This is a genomic window from Roseateles aquae (genome assembly GCF_032337115.1).
Taxonomy (GTDB): Bacteria; Pseudomonadota; Gammaproteobacteria; order Burkholderiales; family Burkholderiaceae_C; genus Roseateles_C; species Roseateles_C aquae.
Map to the genome: position 1 here is coordinate 148,469 of NZ_JAVXZY010000004.1, position 17,350 is coordinate 165,818.

The window sequence follows — 17,350 nt, forward strand, 5'->3', positions numbered from 1 at the left end:
GCCCCTGCGGGCCCGACGCCTATGCCGCTTGCGCGGCTCAATACTCGATGTCGTCCAGCTCGGCGGCCGCTTGCTGCAAGGCCTCGCAGCGCGCCGCCAGATCGGCCAGCAGCGGCGTCTCGAACAGATCACGCAGCGACAGCGTCAGGCCCAGCTGCTCGCGCAGCTGCACCGTCAAGCGCGTGGCCAGCAGCGAATGCCCGCCGAGCAGGAAGAAGTGGTCGTTCAGCCCCACCCGCTCGCAGCCCAAGAGCTGCTGCCACAGCTGCGCCAGCTGCTGCTGCAGCTCGGTTTGCGGCGCCTCGTAGGCCGCAGCGTCCTCGCGCGGCCGCTCGGCCAGCAGCCGCTCGAGCGCGGCCTTGTCGACCTTGCCATTGGCCGTCTGCGGCAGCGCCTCCAGCAGCAGCAGCCGGCCCGGCAGCAGATGCTCCGGCAGCCGCTGGGCCAGCGCCTGGCGCAGCTGCACGGCCGTCTGCCCCGGTGCCACCAGCACGCCGACCAGCTCCGGCTGCTGCAGCTGCAGCTGCAGCTGCAGCTGCAGCTGCTGCTGTGCACTGCGCTGCACCAGCACCGCCGCCGCCTGCACGCCCGGCAGCGCCGCCAGCGCGCCCTGCACCTCGCCGAGCTCGACGCGGATGCCGCGCAGCTTGAGCTGATCGTCCTTGCGGCCGAGGAATTCCAGCGTGCCATCGCGCCGCCAGCGCGCCAGATCGCCGGAGCGGTACAGCCGCGCCCCGGCCTGGCCGCTCAGCGCGTCGGGCACAAAGCGCTCGGCCGTCATGCCGGCTTGGCCGAGATAGCCCCAGGCCAGGCCTTCGCCGCCGAGCCAGAGTTCGCCGGTGACGCCTGCTGGCACCGGCTCGCCCTGCTCGTCCAGCACATAGGCGCGCGCATTGGCGATCGGTTGGCCGATCGGCACCACGCCTTGTTCCAGCTGTTCGGCTTGCAGCGTTTGGGCCGTGGCGCAGACGGTCAGCTCGGTGGGCCCGTAGGCATTGAGCAAGCGCCGGCCCGGCAGCCAGCGCGCGGCCAGCGCCGCCGGGCAGGCTTCACCGGCGGTGATCAACAGGCGCAGCTCGGGCAGCGTCTCGGCGTCAAGCAGGTTCAGTGCCACCGGCGGCAGCGTGGCCACCTCGATGGCCCAGTCCTGCAGCGTGGCTTGCAGCGCCGGGCCGGGCATCAGCGCCTCGCGCGGCGGGATGCACAGGAGCGCGCCTGCAGCCAGCGTGGTGGCCAGCTCGGACACCGAGGCGTCGAAGTTCAGCGAGGCGAATTGCAGCACCCGCTGGCCCGGCTGGATGTCGAACAGCCGGCCCTGCGCGTGGGTCAGGTGGCTGAGGCCGCGATGGCCCAGCAGCACGCCCTTGGGCTGGCCGGTCGAGCCGGAGGTGTAGATCACATAGGCCAGGTCGGCGCCTTGCACCGCGGGCAGCGGCTGTGGTTCGGTCGCGGCGGCTTCCGTCTGCAGCGCGGCCAGCGAGCGCCAGCCCGGCACCGGGGTCAGGTCTTGCGGGGGCGCCTCGTGTTCGCTGAGCACCAGCAGCGGCTGTGCGTCGCCGAGCATGTAGGCCAGCCGCGCGGCCGGGTAGGCCGGGTCCAGCGGCAGGAAGGCGCCACCGGCGGCCAGCACGGCCAGCTGCGCGACCGCCGTGGCCACGCCGCGATTGAGGTGCAGGCCGACGACAACACCGCGCCCCACGCCCCAGCGGCGCAGCACCGTGGCCTGGCGGCGCAGCGCTTCGGCCAGTTCGGCGTAACTCAGCTCTTGGCGTTCGTCGCGCAGTGCCGGCCGGCTAGCGTGGCGCGTGGCCACGTCCAGCACTTGCTCGTGCAGCGGGCGTTGATCAAAAGCCCGTGCGACAGCCTCGAGAGCCGGCTGGCGCAGCAGCGCCTCGCGCTCGCCCGGCAGCAGCCACCAGCCACCGCCCACCTGCGCCTGCGGCTCGCGCACCAGCTGTTCCAGCACGTGGATGAAGCGGGCGGCCTGGCGCTGCACCGTCTCGGCATCGAAGAGATCGCGGCGGTACTCGATGCTCACGCCGAGTCCCTGCTGCAGCGGCGTCAGGCTCAGCGAGACATCGAACTGCGAGCCGCCCGGATGCAGCGCTTCGGCACGGCTGCTCAGCCCGGCCAGGTCCAGCGCCTGGGTGTTGCCGGCCTGCAGCGTCAGCAGGGTCTGGAACAGCGGCGTGCGGCTGCTGTCGCGCGGCAGCTGCAGCTGCTCCACCACCTGCTCAAACGGCACGTCCTGGTGCGCAAACGCATCCAGCGCGACCCGACGCACCGCCGACAAGGCCTGGCTCAGCGTCTGCTCGGCGGGGAAACGAGCCCGCAGCACCAGCGTGTTGACAAAGAAGCCCACCAGCGGCTCCCAGCCCTCCTGCTGCCGACCAGCCACCGGCGTGCCGACGCACACCTCATCCTGGCCGCTGAGCCGCGCCAGCATCAGCATATGGGCGCACATCAGCGTCATGAACAGCGTGGCCTGATGCGCCTGCGCCAGCCCTTGCAGGCCCTGGCACAGCGAGGCGCTCAGCTCGAACTGCAGCACGCCGCCGGTGCTGGACGGCAGCGGCGGCCGGGCCCGGTCGGCCGGCCAGCTGCTCAGCAGCGGCGCGTCGGCCAGGCGCTCGCGCCAATGGGCCAGTTGGCGCTCCAGCCGCGGGCCGCGCAGCAGCTCGCGCTGCGCCCTCGCGTAGTCGCGGTACTGCATGGGCAGCGCCGGCCACGCGGGGCTTTGTCCAGCAAGGGCGGCACGATAGGCCTGCTGCAGCTCGCGCAACAGGATGCCGGTGGACCAGCCGTCGGACGCGATATGGTGCTGGCAGAGCACGAACAGCGCGCGGCCATCGGCCCAGCGCCACAGCCGCGCCTTGATCATCTGCCCCTGCTGCAGCGCAAAAGGCTCAGCAATCCACTGGCGGGCCAGCGCCAGCGCTGCCTCGGCCTCGCCCTCGAAGGCCTCGGCGTGCAGCAGACGTGCTGGCGGCGGCAGCACGCGCTGCACCAAGCCAGACTCGCTCCAATGCAGGCCGCTGCGCAGCACCTCGTGGCGAGCCAACAGCTGCTGCAAGGCCTGCTCCAGCGCCTGCTCATCCACACCACCATCCAGCCACCAGGCCGAGGGCATGTGGTACAGCGGCGCGCCCTGCGCCATCTGCTCCAGCATCCACATGCGCTGCTGGGCAAAAGAGGCCGGATGCTCATCGCTCGGCTCGCCCGGCTGCACTTCGGTCGCCGCTTCTGCTGGCGCCTCGGCGCCGGCGGCCTGCAGCGCCTCCAGCGCCGCGCACATTGACGCAAAGCCGGGATGCTCGAAGACAAAGTTCTGCGGCAGCTCCAGCTGCAGCTGGCGGCGCAGCTGGGCCAGTAACTGCGTGGCCAGCAGCGAATGGCCGCCGAGGGCAAAGAAGTCGGCGTCCGATGCGGGTGCCGCCACACCGAGCAGCTGCTGCCACAGCGCCGACACGCGGCGTTGCAGCGTCGAAGCGCCCTCATCGGCAGCAAGATCCTGCAGCTCGGCGTCGGGCAGCTTGCCTTGCAGCAGCTCGCGATTGAAGACGGCCGTTTGCTGCTGCACCAGGGCCAGCGGCTGCGGCGACACCATCCACAGCGGTTCGCTTGAGCCCAGCAGCAACGGCAGCAGTCGGGCGGCCTGGGCCGGCTGGATCTCGTTGTGGCCGCCGGCCTGGGCTAGCGAGCCGCTGATCCTGGCAGCCATGCCGACCTCGCTCCAGGCGCACCAGTCCACCGCCACCAGCCGCGCCACACCACGCCAGGCTTGCGCCAGCGCGGCCTGGAAGGCATTGGCCGCGGCGTAATGCGCCTGGCCCAGCCCCGGCGCCCAGGGGCTCAGCGAGCTGCACATCAGCATGACCTGCAGTGCCGGACCGTCGAAGGCCTGCAGCAGATTCAGGCTGCCCTGAACCTTGGGGGCGAACACGGCATCGAGTGCCGCTTCGTCGAGCTGGTCGAGCAGCGCACCGCCGGCCACACCGGCGGTATGCAGGATCGCGTTCACCGGCCCGCCGAAGGCGTCGGGGCGGGCGCAGTCCTGCGCCAGCGCCTGCAGTGCCGCCGCATCGGCCACATCCAGCGCCAGATAGCGCGGCTGCGCGCCCAGCCCTTGCAGCTCGCGCAAGGCCTCGCGGCGCTGCGCGACGAGCGCGGCCGGCCCCTGCTCCAGCGGACTGCGGCCGAGCAGCGTCAGGCGCAGATCGGCCACGCTGCCGGCCAGGGCGCGCGCAAACGTCAGGCCCATGCCGCCCAGGCCACCGCTGATCAGCACATGGCTGCCGCTCGGCAGCGAGAACCCGGTGGGCAGCTGCTCGACGCTGCCACTGAACTCAGCGGCCACCCAGCGGCTCTGGCCCCGCCAGGCCTGCCACCAGGGTTCCAGCGCGGCAGCCGCCGTGGACGCCAGGCCCAGCCGCTCGGCCTGCGCCTCGCTCGGCGCATCGGCGCCCAGATCGATCAGCTGCAGCGCCAGCTGCGGCCATTCGGCCGCCGCCGTGCCGACCAGACCGCGCCAGACGGCACGTGCCGGCATCAGCACCTCGCCATCGAGCACCGCTGCACTGCCACGGCAGAGCAGCTGCACCGGCAGCGTTTCTGCCAGATCGAGCGCCTGCACATCGGCGGCCAGGCCGCGCAGCAACTGCTGCAGCGAGAGGAATTCCTGCCGCGGCATCAGCGGTTCGGCGAGGCCCCAGGCGCAAACGACCGCGCCCGGCGCAGCACGCCATTGCTCGCGCCATTCCTCCAGCCAATGCACCCAGGCCGAGGACTGCGGCCCCGGTGCCTGCACCGAACGCCAACCGGCGGCACGCGGCAGCCAGGGCTGGCCCTGGGCCTGCTCGCGGGCCAGGTACCAGCGCCGCGGCTGTGCCTGGGCCTGCTGAACACGCGAACCGGCCGGCAGGCGCTGCCAGCTGGGCAGGCCGCACCAGTCGCGCAGCTCAGCGCGGCGGCCACCGGCCGGCGCCGAGCGCGTGGCCGGCACCCAATGCGGCTGATGTTCGAAGGGATAGCTGGGCAGCAGCGCCTTGCGCCGTGGGCGTGGCTGCAGCGCGGCGGGCAGCGCCAGCCCAAAAGTCCAGGCCTGCGCCCAGGCATCGAGCCACTGGCGCCAGCCCTCCGCCGTGCCCTGGCTGCCCGAGGCATCGGCCTTGGGCTGCAGCGGCAGCGCCAGGCGGCTGGCATCGTCGGGCCAGCAGGCACCGGCCATGCGGCTGAGCGCTCGGCCCGGGCCCAGCTCCAGCAGCAGGGCCGCGCCCGGCGCCACCGTCTGCAGCCCGGCATGGAAGCGCACCGGCGCCAGCAGCTGCTGCTGCCAGTAGGCGACCGACTGTGCGTCCTCGGCGCGTATCCAGTCGCCGCTGACATTGGAAATAAAGGGCCGCTGCGGCGCCTGCAGCTGCCAGCGCGACAGCAGCTCGCCAAACGGTGCCAGCGCGCCCTGCATCAGGCCGCTGTGATAGGCGTGCGAGGTGGCCAGCCACTGGCAGGGCAGGCCCTCGGCCTGCAGCCGCGCGGCCAGTGCCTCGAGCGCCGCCGCCTCGCCAGACAGGCTGCATTGCGCCGGTCCGTTGACGGCGGCCAGCCACAGCCCCGGGCCCAACAGCGCCTCGGCCGCCGCTTCGCCGACACCGACGGCCAGCATGCGCCCGGTGGGCTGCGCCGCCATCAGACGCCCGCGCCACATGACCGCCTCCAGCGCCTGATCGCGGGTGAACACGCCGGCCTGCGCGGCGGCCACCCATTCGCCGAGGCTATGGCCGATCATCGCGTCCGGCTCCAGGCCGAGCTGGCGCAGCACCGTGGCGAGCGACCATTCGATCGCAAACAGCGCCGGCTGGGTCAGCTCGGTCTGCGCGAGCAGCTGTTCGGCGCGCGCCTTGTCGGCGCCCTCGGCCCAGATCAGCGCCAGCAGATCATGGCCCCAGCCGAGCCGCTGCAGCACCGCATTGCAGGCCTGCAGCTCGGCGGCAAAAGCCGGCAGCTGCGCGGCCAGCGCACGGCCCATGCCCAGCTGCTGGGCGCCCTGGCCGGGGAACATGAAGACCAGCGCCGGCCGCTGTGCTGGCGCCTCGCGCACCGGCAGCGGCTGGGCCAGACGCTGGCGGGCATCGGCAGCATCGCTGCAGGCCAGCGCCGCGCGCCAGCGCAGCTGCTGGCGGCCATGCCAGAGCGTCGCCGCAACCGCGCCGGCATCGAGCTCGGGATGAGCGTTCCAATGCGCGAGCAGCGCGGCTTGCTGGGCCTGCAGCGCGCTGCGGCTGCGAGCGCTGAGGACCAGCAGCTGAGCCCCGGCCGTTGCTTCAGCGTCGTGCGCCGCAGCCGGCGCCTGCTCCAGCACCACATGCGCATTGGTGCCGCCCACGCCAAAGCTGCTGACCGCCGCTCGCCGCGGCCGGCCACGCGCCGGCCAGGGCTCGGCGCTAGCGCTGACGCGAAAGGCACTGGCAGCAAAGTCGATATTGGGATTGGGCTGCTGGTAGTGCAGCGTCGGCGGCAGCGCTTCGTGCTGCAAGGCCAGCACCGTCTTGATCAGGCCGGCGACGCCGGAGCAGGCATCCATATGGCCGAAGTTCGATTTCAGCGAGCCGAGCACGACCGAGCCCGCCGGCACGCCGGCCGCGCCATAGACCTGCTGCAGCGCCGTGACCTCGATCGGATCACCCAGCGCCGTCGCTGTGCCATGCGCCTCGATGAAGTCGATGTCCTGCGGCTCCAGACCGGCCACCGCCAGGGCCTCGGCAATCACCGCCGCCTGCCCGGCCACCGAGGGCGCGGTGAAGCTGCTCTTGTCGCGGCCATCGTTGTTGATGGCCGAGCCGCGGATGACGGCGTGGACGACATCGCCATCGGCCAGCGCCCGGTCCAGCCGCTTGAGCACCACGGCGGCCACGCCACAGCCCGGCACCGTGCCCTGGGCCGCGGCATCGAAGGGCCGGCAATGGCCGTCGGGCGCGGCGATGCCGCCCTCGGTATAGACATAGCCCTGCGTGCCCAGGCGGGTCAGCGAGGCGGCGCCGGCCAGCGCCAGCTCGCACTCGCCGTTGAGCACGCTTTGCGCTGCCAGGTGCACGGCGACCAGCGAGGTCGAGCACGCCGATTGCACATTAACGGCCGGTCCGGTCAGGCCCAGCTTGTAGGCGCTGCGGCCGGCGATGTAGTCCTTGTCATTGCCCATCACCAGCTGCAGCGCGCCGGGCAGCTGGGCCTCGGGCTGGCTCAGCAGATGATCGACAAGGTATTGGTTGCGCGAGCTGCCGGCAAAGATGCCGATGCGGCCCGGTTCGCGCTGCGGGTCGACCCCGGCATGCTCCAGCGCCGCCCAGGCCACTTCGAGGAAGAGCCGCTGCTGCGGATCGGTGCAGGCCGCCTCGCGCGGGTTCATCGCAAAGAAGGCGGCATCAAAGCCGGCCACGTCCTCGATCACCGCGCCGGCCGGCACATAGTCGGGCTGCGAGAACTCCTCCTCGGGCACACCGGCCTGGCGCAGCTCCTCGACGCTGAAGCGGCGTATGCCCTCGCGGCCCTCGATCAGCAGCTGCCAGAAGGCGTCCAGCGTCTCGGCCTGCGGGAAGCGACCGGCCATGCCGATGATGGCCAGGCTGAGCGCGGGATCGCTGTCGTCGTTGCAATCGTCGTTGCTATCGTCGTTGCTCTCGGCGTGCGGGAGGGAATGCATGAGATGGAGTCCTGTCTGAATGTCGTGTCAGGCGGCGGGTCGCTCGCCGGCGCGCGGGCGTTGCAGGCGCTGGCGGCGGGCCTCGCCGCGCAGCCGGGCCGCATCAGCCGCGCCCTCTTTCGGCGTATCGCCAGCGCTGCGGCCCTGCAGCTGCTGGGCCAGGCCTTGCACCGTGGGCCAGCGGAACAGGTCGACGACCTGCAGGCGCTGCGGCCACAGCGCATCAATGCGGCGGTGCAGCTTGACGGCCAGCAGCGAGCTGCCGCCGAGTTCGAAGAAGTTGTCCTCGCGGCCGACCTGGGCCAGGCCCAGCAGCTCGGCAAACAACGGCGCCAGCGCCTGCTCAATGGCGCCCTGGGCGGCCAGGCCGGTGACGCGCTGGCGCTGCGGATCGGGCAGCGCAGCGCGGTCAATCTTGCCGTTAGGCGTCAGCGGCCAGCGCTCGACCCAGACCCAGTGCGCCGGCACCATATAGCTGGGCAGCCGGGCCAGCAGCGCGTCGCGCAGGGTCTGGCTGACAGGCGGGTGCTCCGACTCGGTGCCGTCGGCGCCGAGGTAGGCAATCAGCTGCGGCTCGGCCTCGCTGCCCAGGGCCCGCGCCAACACCACCGCCTCGCGCACGCCGGGCTGAGCCGTCAAGGCCGCCTCGATCTCGCCGAGTTCGACGCGCAGGCCGCGCAGCTTCAGCTGATGGTCGAAGCGGCCGAGGAACTCGAGCTGCCCATCGTGGCGCCAGCGCACTCGGTCGCCGCTGCGATAGAGCCGCGTGCCAGGCTCGCCCCAGGGGTCAACGCCAAAGCGCTCGGCGCTCAAACCCGGCCGGCCGGCATAGCCCTGGCTGACGCCACGGCCGCCTATGCACAGCTCGCCCTGGGCGCCGGGCGGCAGCAGTTCGCCACGCTCGTCGAGCACATAGAGCCGGGCGCCGGCGATCGGGCGGCCAATCGGAGTCTGCGTACGCGGTGCAGCTCGCTCCGCCTCGGCCGGCTCCTCCTCAGCCGGCATGTGCCAGACGCTGGACCAGACGCTGGCCTCGGTCGGCCCGTATTCATTGAACAGCTGCAAGGCCGGCCAGCGCGCGCGGGTCTGCGCCAGCAGCGCCGGCGGGCAGGCCTCGCCGGCCAGGATCACGCGTTGCAACTCACCGCATCCCCCAGCGGGCCAGCCCAGCAGCATCTCCTGCCACAGCGAGGGCACGCACAGCAGTGTGTTGATGCGCTGCGCCAGCACCAGTCGGGCCAGCGCGGCCGGGTCCTGCAGGGCCTCGTCCGAAGGCATCACCAGGCAGCCGCCGGCGCCCAGCACGCCGAACAGCGCCGCCACCGAGCTGTCGAAGGCAAAGGACGAGAGCAGCAGATAGCGGCCCAGCGGCCCGTAATAACGCCAGCGTGCCTCGGTCGAGGCCCAGAGGCTGCGGTGGGCCACGGCCACGCCCTTGGGCTGGCCGGTCGAGCCCGAGGTGTAGATCAGGTAGGCCAGCTGGTCGAGATGGCTCGGGCCCCAGTCATCCGAACCCGAGGCCAGCCCCTCGTCCTGGCTTGCCAAGGCGGCCCAGTCCTGCGCCAGGTCCAGCCAGGGCAGCGTCTCGCTGGCCCAGGCCGCCGGGCTCAGCAACAGCCGCGGCTGCGCGTCCTCCAGCATGAACTGACGGCGCGCCGCCGGGTAATGCGGGTCGATCGGCACATAAGCGGCCCCGGCCAGCAGGATGCCCATCAGGCCGATGCCCATCTCAAGCGAGCGGCTGGCACACAGGGCCACCCGGTCGCCAGGCCTGACGCCAAGACTGCGCAGCCGCCGCGCCAGCGCCAGCGCCTGGCGGTGCAGCGCGCCATGGCTGAGCCTGCTCTCGCCCAGCAGCAGGGCGTCGGCCTCGGGCTGGCGGAGCGCCTGCTGGCGGTACAGCCCCAGCACGCCCTGTGCCGGCACGGCCGGCAGCGGTTCGCCACCGCCGAGCAGCAGCAAGGCCTGCTGCTGCGCCGCAGAGACCAAGGGCAGCGCAGCCAGCCGCGCGCTGCCGGCGCTCATCATCGCCCGCTGCAGCGCCAGCAGGCTGTCGGCCCAGGCCGCCACGCTGGCGGCATCGAAGAGCGCCGTGCGGTATTCAAAGGCCAGTGCGATGCGGCCGTCGGATTGCGGCTGCACGAGCAGGCTGAGGTCGAACTTGCTGACCGCAGCCGGCAGCTCGGCTGCACGAGTGCGCAGACCCGGCCCCCAGTCGCCGGCTTCGCCCTGGCCCGGGTTCATCACCAGCATGACCTCGAACAGCGGCGTGCGACCCGGCTCGCGCCGCGGCTGCAGCGCCTCGACGACGGCATCAAAGGGCAGGTCCTGATGGGCCAGGGCGGCCAGCACCTGCTCGCGCACCTGCCGCAGCCAATCACCCAGCGGGCCGTCGAGCTGCGGTCGACCACGCAGCACCACGGTGTTGACGAAAAAGCCGATCAGCCCCTCCAGGCGCTGATCCGGCCGGTGCGAGACCGGCGCGCCGACGCAAACCTCGGCCTGACCGGTGAGCCGCACCAGCCACAGCTGCAGCAGCGCCAGCCAGGCCATGAAGGGGGTCAGGCCTTGCGCACGGCCCCAGTCGGCCCAGGCCTGCGCCTGCGGCGCGCCCAGCTCGAAGCGCTGCCAGGCTCCGGCCGGCGCCAGGGTGGCGCTGCGTGGCCGGTCCAGCGGCAGCTCGGCAGCGGCCGGCGCACCGGCCAGGGCCTGTTGCCAGTAGAGTCGCTGTGCCTCGGCCGCCGGGCTGTCCAGCCAGCGCTGCTCGGCGCGTGCCCAGTGATGGAATTGCAGCGGCAGCGGCGCCAGGCAGCCATCCAGCACGGCAAGGCCCGCCGCCGCAGCCTTCCATAACACGCCCAGTTCGTTCCACAGCAGCGGCACCGACCAGCCATCGGCGACCGCATGGTGCAGCTCGATCAGCAGCAGCGCCTCCTGCGCGCCGGTTTGCCAGACCTGGGCGCGCAGCAAGGGGCCTCGGGCCAGATCAAAGGGCTGCAGCAAGGCATGCTGCAGGGCCTGATCGAGTGCCGCCGCCGGCACCCTCTGCCAGCGCACATCAACGGCCGCCTCCAGCGGCAAGGCCTGCGGCCGGCCCTGCGCATCGGCGGCCAGCGCGGTGCGCAGCACCTGGTGGCGCTGCAGCAGCTGACCGAGCGCCGCCGCCAGGCTGCTGGCGCTGGGCCAGACCTCGCCATCGAACTGCAGCCAGCGCGCCGTGGGCAGCACATAGTCGGCCGCGCCGGGCTGCAGCTGGTCCAGCACCCAGAGGCGCTGCTGGGCCCGCGAGAGCTGCGGCGCGGCGGCAGGATCGGCATCGAGAAACTGCGCCGGCCCCGCCGGCATTTCAAGTGCTGCGCTGCCCGGCTCGCCGGCCAGCGCCTGCTCGAAGCGCGCGGCCAGCTGCGCCAGCACCGGCGCCTCGAACAGCGTCTTCAGCGGCAGCGCCACGCCCAGCTGGGTCTGCGCCCGCGCCATCACCTGGGCGGCCAGCAGAGAATGCCCGCCGAGCAGGAAGAAGTGGTCGTTCAGGCCGACCCGCTCGCAACCCAAGAGCTGCTGCCACAGCTGCGCCAGCTGCTGCTGCAAGGCGGTTTGCGGCGCCTCGTAGGCGGCAGCGTCCTCGCGCGGCCGCTCGGCCAGCAGCCGCTCGAGCGCGGCCTTGTCGACCTTGCCATTGGCCGTCTGCGGCAGCGCCTCCAGCAGCAGCAGCCGGCCCGGCAGCAGATGCTCCGGCAGCCGCTGGGCCAGCGCCTGGCGCAGCTGCACGGCCGTCTGCCCCGGTGCGACCAGTGCGCCAACCAGCTCCGGCTGCTGCATTGCATCGCGTTGCACCAGCACCGCCGCCGCCTGCACACCCGGCAGCGCCGCCAGCGCGCCATGCACCTCGCCGAGCTCGACGCGGATGCCGCGCAGCTTGAGCTGATCGTCGTTGCGGCCGAGGAATTCCAGCGTGCCATCGCGCCGCCAGCGCGCCAGATCACCGGAGCGGTACAGCCGCGCCCCGGCCTGGCCGCTCAGCGCGTCGGGCACAAAGCGTTCGGCCGTCATGCCGGCTCGGCCGAGGTAACCCCAGGCCAGGCCTTCGCCACCGAGCCAGAGCTCGCCGGTGACGCCTACCGGCACCGGTTCGCCCTGCTCGTCCAGCACATAGGCACGGGCATTGGCGATCGGTTGGCCAATCGGCACCACGCCCTGGGCCAGCTGTTCGGCTTGCAGCGTTTGGGCCGTGGCGCAGACGGTCAGCTCGGTCGGGCCGTAGGCATTGAGCAAGCGCCGGCCCGGCAGCCAGCGCGCGGCCAGCGCCGCGGGGCAGGCTTCGCCGGCGGTGATCAGCAGGCGCAGCTTGGGCAGGGCCTCGGCGTCCAGCAGGTTCAGCGCCACCGGCGGCAGCGTGGCCACCTCGATCGCCCAGTCCTGCAGCGTGGCTTGCAGGGCCGCCCCCGGCATCAGCGCCTCGCGCGAGGGGATGCACAAGAGCGCGCCGGCGGCCAGCGTGGTGGCCAGCTCGGACACCGAGGCGTCGAAGTTCAGCGAGGCGAATTGCAGCACCCGCTGGCCCGGCTGGATGTCGAACAGCCGGCCCTGCGCGTGAGTCAGGTGGCTGAGGCCGCGATGGCCCAGCAGCACGCCCTTGGGCTGGCCGGTCGAGCCGGAGGTGTAGATCACATAGGCCTGGTCGGCGCCTTGCACCGCGGGCAGCGGCTCAGGATCGATGGCTTCTGCTTCGGCTTGCAGCGCGGCCAGCGAGCGCCAGCCCGGCAGCGGGGTCAGGTCTTGCGGGGGCGCCTCGTGCTCGCTGAGCACCAGCAGGGGGCGGGCGTCGCCGAGCATGTAGGCCAGCCGCGCGGCCGGGTAGGCCGGGTCCAGCGGCAGGAAGGCACCACCGGCGGCCAGCACGGCCAGCTGCGCCACCGCCGTGGCCACGCCGCGGTTCAGATGCAGGCCGACGACGACACCGCGCCCCACGCCCCAGCGGCGCAGCACCGTGGCCTGGCGGCGCAGCGCTTCGGCCAGTTCGGCGTAGCTGAGCTGCTGGGTCTCATCCAGCAGTGCCGGCCGGCTGGCGTGGCGCGTGGCCAGGTCCAGCAGCTGCTCGTGCAGCGGGCGCTGATCGAAGGCTTGTGCAAAAGGCTCGACAGGCGGCTGGCGCAGCAGCGCCTCGCGCTCACCCGGCAGCAGCCACCAACCACCGCCCACCTGCGCCTGAGGGTCGCGCACCAGCTGGTCCAGCACGTGGATGAAGCGGCGCGCAAAGCCCTGCACGCTGGCCTCGTCATACAAGTCGGTGGCGTACTCGATCTCGGCTGCCAGGCCCTGCTCGCGCGAGGCACGGGTCTCGAACAAATTGATGCTGAGATCGAACTTGGCGCCGCGATGAGCGATGGCGCGCTGGCGCGCCTGCAGGCCGTCGAGGTGAAAGCCCGGCGTCTCGTTGTTCTGCAGCACCAGCATGACCTGGAACAGCGGGTGCTGCGCCAGGCTGCGCTCGGGCCGCAGCGCCTCGACCAGGCGGTCAAATGGCAGGGACTGATGGCGGTAGGCCTCCAGGCAACGCTGGCGCACCTGGCGCAGCAGGGCCAGCAGGCTGTCTTCGCCGCGGCAGTGGCTGCGCAGCACCCAGGTGTTGGCGAAGAAGCCAACCAGGCCGTAGAGCGATTCGTCCTCGCGGCCGGCAATCGGACTGCCGACAACGATGTCTTCGCCGGCGCCCTGGCGGTTCAGCAGCAGGGCCATGGCCGTTTGCAGGACCATGAACAGCGTCGCGCGCTCGGCCCGCGCCAGCGCCATCAGGCCAGCCAGCAGCGGCGCCGGGACCTGAAAGCGCAGCGTCGCGCCGCGATGGCTGGTCTGGGCCGGCCGCGACCGGTCGGTGGGCAGGCTGCACAGGGGCACCGCGCCCTGCAGGCGCTCGACCCAGTAGGCGCGCTGCCGCGCCTGCAGGCTGTCAGGATCGGCCGCGTCGCCCAATTGACGGGCCTGCTGCTGGCTGAACTCGATGTATTGCAGCGGCAACGTCGTCCAGGCCGGCGCCTGGCCTGTGCAGCGCGCCGCATAGGCCAGGCCGAGATCCTCGGCCAGCGGCACGATGGACCAGCCGTCGCCGGCGATGTGATGCAGCACCAGCTGCAGCACGTGGTGGCTGGCGCTGAGGCGCACGCACAGCGCGCGCAGCGGGCCTTGATGCACAAGATCGAAGGCCTGATCGGCCTCGTCGGCCAGCTGCTGTTCCAGCTGTGTTTCGCTGACACCCGCAGCCAGGCAGGCATGGCGCAGCGGCGGCAGGCCAGGACCAGCCGGCAGCACGCGCTGCCAGGGCTCACCCTGCTCGTCCGGAAAGACGGTGCGCAGCGCCTCGTGGCGCTCGACCACATCCTCCAAGGCCTGCTGCAGCGCCGTGACGTTCAGCTGCCCGTGCAGATCCAGGGCCAACACGATGTGATAGGCCGGCTGTGGGCCCATCAGCCGATCGATGAACCACAGCCGCCGCTGGGCGGCGGACAGGGCCGGGCGCTGCTGCAGAGTCATCGCGAAGCCCCGGCCAACAGAAGCGCCAGTTCGCGGACGCTGGGCGCATCGAAGAGCTGTTCAAGGTCCAGATCGGCGCTGGATGGCCAGCGCACGCGCAGCCGGCTCAGCAGCCGCGTGGCGCTGAGCGAATGGCCGCCCAGGTCGAAGAAGCTGGCATTGCAAGGCACCTCGGCCAGACCCAGTACCTCGGCAAAGACGGCCGCCAGCGCGTTCTCGCGTTCATCCCGCGGCAGGCTGTCGTCCGCCGCCTCCTGGCCGGCCCAGCTGTCGGCTGCACACGGCAGCGGCAGCGCCTGGGTGTCGAGCTTGCCATGGCTGTTGGCCGGCCACGGATCGAGCAGCACCAGATGCGAGGGCACCATATGCGCCGGCAGCCGCGCCTGCAGCGCCCGGCGCAATGCCTGGCGATCGAGCGAGGCCCCGTCGTGCGCATGGACATAGGCGACCAGCGCCTGCTGCGTCTCGTTCAACTGGCGCAGGCAGACCTTGACAGCGGCCACGCCCGCCTCAGCGCCCAGCAGTGCCTCGATTTCGCCGGGCTCGATGCGGAAACCGCGCAGCTTGATCTGCTCGTCAACGCGGCCGAGGAACTCGAACTGCCCGTCGTCGCGGCGACGCACCCGGTCGCCGGTGCGATAAAGACGCTCGCCACCGCGGCCGCACGGATGCGGCACAAAGCGCTCGGCCGTCAAGGCCGGCAAGCCGGCATAGCCCCAGGCCAGAGCCGGGCCACCCAGGCAAAGCTCGCCGCTGGCGCCGCTGACGCCGCTGACGCCGCTAATGCTGCTCTCAGCGCCAGGCACGACCTGACCCTCCGCGTCGAGCAGCAACGCCTCGAAGCCGGGCAGCAGATAGCCGATCGGCGGCGTCAGCGCACCGCTCAAGGGGGCGCTGACGCTGGCGCAGACGGTGGCCTCGGTCGGCCCATAGGCATTGACCATGCGCCGCCCGACCGACCAGCGCGCCACCAGCTGCGCCGGGCAGGCCTCGCCGGCAACGACCAGGCTGCGCACGGTCGCCAGACTGTCGGCGGGCATCACCGCCAAGGCCGATGGCGGCAAGGTCATCGCGGTGATGGCCAGGTGCTGAGCGGCGCGCGCCAGGGCCTCGCCGGGCATCAGCTCGGCCTGCGGCGCCAGCACCAGTGTCGCCCCGGCGCCCAGGCTGACCAGGGTCTCGGCGACGGCGGCATCAAAGCCGGGGCTGGCGAACTGCAGCACGCGGTCCCCGGGGCCGAGATCAAAGGCCTCGGCCTGCGCGCGCACCAGCGTCGCCAGGCCGCGCTGGCCGACCAGCACACCCTTGGGCCGTCCGGTCGAGCCCGAGGTGTAGAGCCGGTAGGCCAACTGCTCGGGGTGGGTGAGCACTGCTGCCGCACTTTCACCCGCGGGCAGGCCCTCACCCCAGGCGCTGACGTCGATGCAGGCCACGCCAGGCGGCAGCAGCTCGGCCTGCTCGGCATCGCTGAGCAGGGCCACGACCGCGGCGTCATTGAGGATCAGCTGCTGGCGTGCGGCCGGGTAGGCGGGATCGAGCGGTACAAAGGCCGCTCCCAGGCGCTGCAGGCTCAGCCAGGCCGAGACCAGCGCCGGGCCGCGAGGCAGCAGCACCGCCACGCTGTCGCCAGCACCGATGCCGCACTCGCGCAAGCGCCTGGCCCAGGCCTCGATGCGCTGCTCCAGCTCGCGCCGGTTCCACAAGCCCATCTGGCCGGGCACGGCGCTGAGCAGCGCCGGCGCAGCAGGGTCACGCTCGCACTGGGCCAGCCACAGTTCGGTCCAGGTGTTTGCCGTTTCCGGCAAGGCATCAGTCATCGGCATCTAGCGCTCCGCGCAGGCTGCCGCTCGGCCACCGCAGGGGCGGTGGGCCGGCAGCCGGTCAGGGTTCAGAGAAAGGCGAACTGGGCGGCGTCTTCGCGGCCGAGCAGCAGCTGCGCCGCCGGCAGCTGGCCCTGGCGCTGGGCCATGATGTGCTGGCAGGCGGTGTTCAGATCACGCAAATGGCGCTCCAGCGAGCTGCGCTCGCAGTAGATTGCGCCGCCGCCGAGGGCATCGAACAGCACCTCGACCGCATGGCGAGCACGGTGAAAGGCCTCGCTGCGGGCCAGGAAGACGTCGACCCGCTCCTCGGTGCTGGGCGTCTCGCCGGCCTGCAGCCGGTCCCAGATCGCCTGCAGCGACTGGCGCACATGGGCGCGCGCGCCGTGATAGGCGGTGTGCGCCTCTGCCAGAGCCAGCGCCCAGATCGGTGGCAGGTCCTGGCGCTGGCTCATCATCGCGCGGGCTTCCTGCAGCGCGGCGCGGGCAATGCCCAGCGGCACGCCGGGCATCTTGCCGCACAGCACCGCCGGCCAGCGGTAGATGGCGCCCTCGTGCCCCGGCGCATCAAGCGAGAAGGCATGGGCCTCGGGCACAAAGAGCTGCACGGCTTCAAGGTCATGGCTGCCGGTGCCGCGCAGGCCCAGCGTCTGCCAGGTGTCCAGCCGGTTCAGCGAGCGCGGCGCCATTAGCAGCATGCAGTGGCGCGGCCGGCCCTGCGCGTCAAGCAGGGGCTTGTCGCGATCCCCCTCATGCAGCATCACGCCGCCGGCAAACCAGTCGCTATGGCCGCAACCGCTGGCATAGGCCCAGCGCCCGTCGACGATGAAGCCGCCCTCGACCACCTGCGCATAGCCGCTGATGCGCAGCACATTGGAGGTGGCCAGGTCCAGCGAGGGAAACAGCTCGCGACGCACCTGCGCATCCAGCATGCCGCTATAGAGGCCGCCATCCATCTGGATCATCGCGCACCAGGCGGCCGAGGCATTGCCGCTGGCCAGCACTTCCAGCACATCGTTGATCGCCATCGGCGTCATTTCCGGCCCGCCCCAGGCGCGTGGCATCAGCATGCGGAAGGCGCCGCTGTCGCGCAGCGCGTCCACCACATCGGCCGGCAGCGCGCGAGCCTCGTCGATCTCAACGCTGCGCTCGCGCAGCATGGGCACAAGTGCCTCGGCGCGGCGCATGATGTCGCCCGCCTGCAGCGCCGCCCCAACGGCTTCGTTCATGCTCAACTCCTCAAAAGATGCTGGGCACCGCTCGACTGGCCGGCTTCCTCACCTGACTGCTCAATGCGCACTCACCG

At 72.0% G+C, this 17,350-nt stretch carries 4 protein-coding genes; all 4 read right to left on the reverse strand.

Going from position 1 to position 17,350, the window contains the following annotated elements:
* Nucleotides 1–37: 37 nt before the first annotated feature.
* Nucleotides 38–7,696, reverse strand: a complete 7,659-nt coding sequence (locus tag RQP53_RS11660) for a hybrid non-ribosomal peptide synthetase/type I polyketide synthase (RefSeq protein ID WP_315650476.1) — start codon at nucleotides 7,694–7,696, stop codon at nucleotides 38–40.
* Nucleotides 7,697–7,723: 27 nt separating this feature from the next.
* Nucleotides 7,724–14,224 carry a non-ribosomal peptide synthetase gene (locus tag RQP53_RS11665; protein ID WP_315650477.1) on the reverse strand — a complete coding sequence of 2,167 codons (6,501 nt, stop codon included), beginning with the start codon at nucleotides 14,222–14,224 and terminating at the stop codon, nucleotides 7,724–7,726.
* Nucleotides 14,221–16,041: a non-ribosomal peptide synthetase gene (locus tag RQP53_RS11670; protein WP_315650478.1), complete on the reverse strand. Its 1,821-nt coding sequence runs from the start codon at nucleotides 16,039–16,041 to the stop codon at nucleotides 14,221–14,223. The genes RQP53_RS11665 and RQP53_RS11670 overlap by 4 nt, the downstream gene beginning before the upstream one ends.
* Before the next feature lie 71 nt (nucleotides 16,042–16,112).
* Entirely contained in the window at nucleotides 16,113–17,273 is a 1,161-nt protein-coding gene (locus RQP53_RS11675; RefSeq protein ID WP_315650479.1) for an acyl-CoA dehydrogenase family protein, read from the reverse strand.
* Nucleotides 17,274–17,350: the final 77 nt, after the last annotated feature.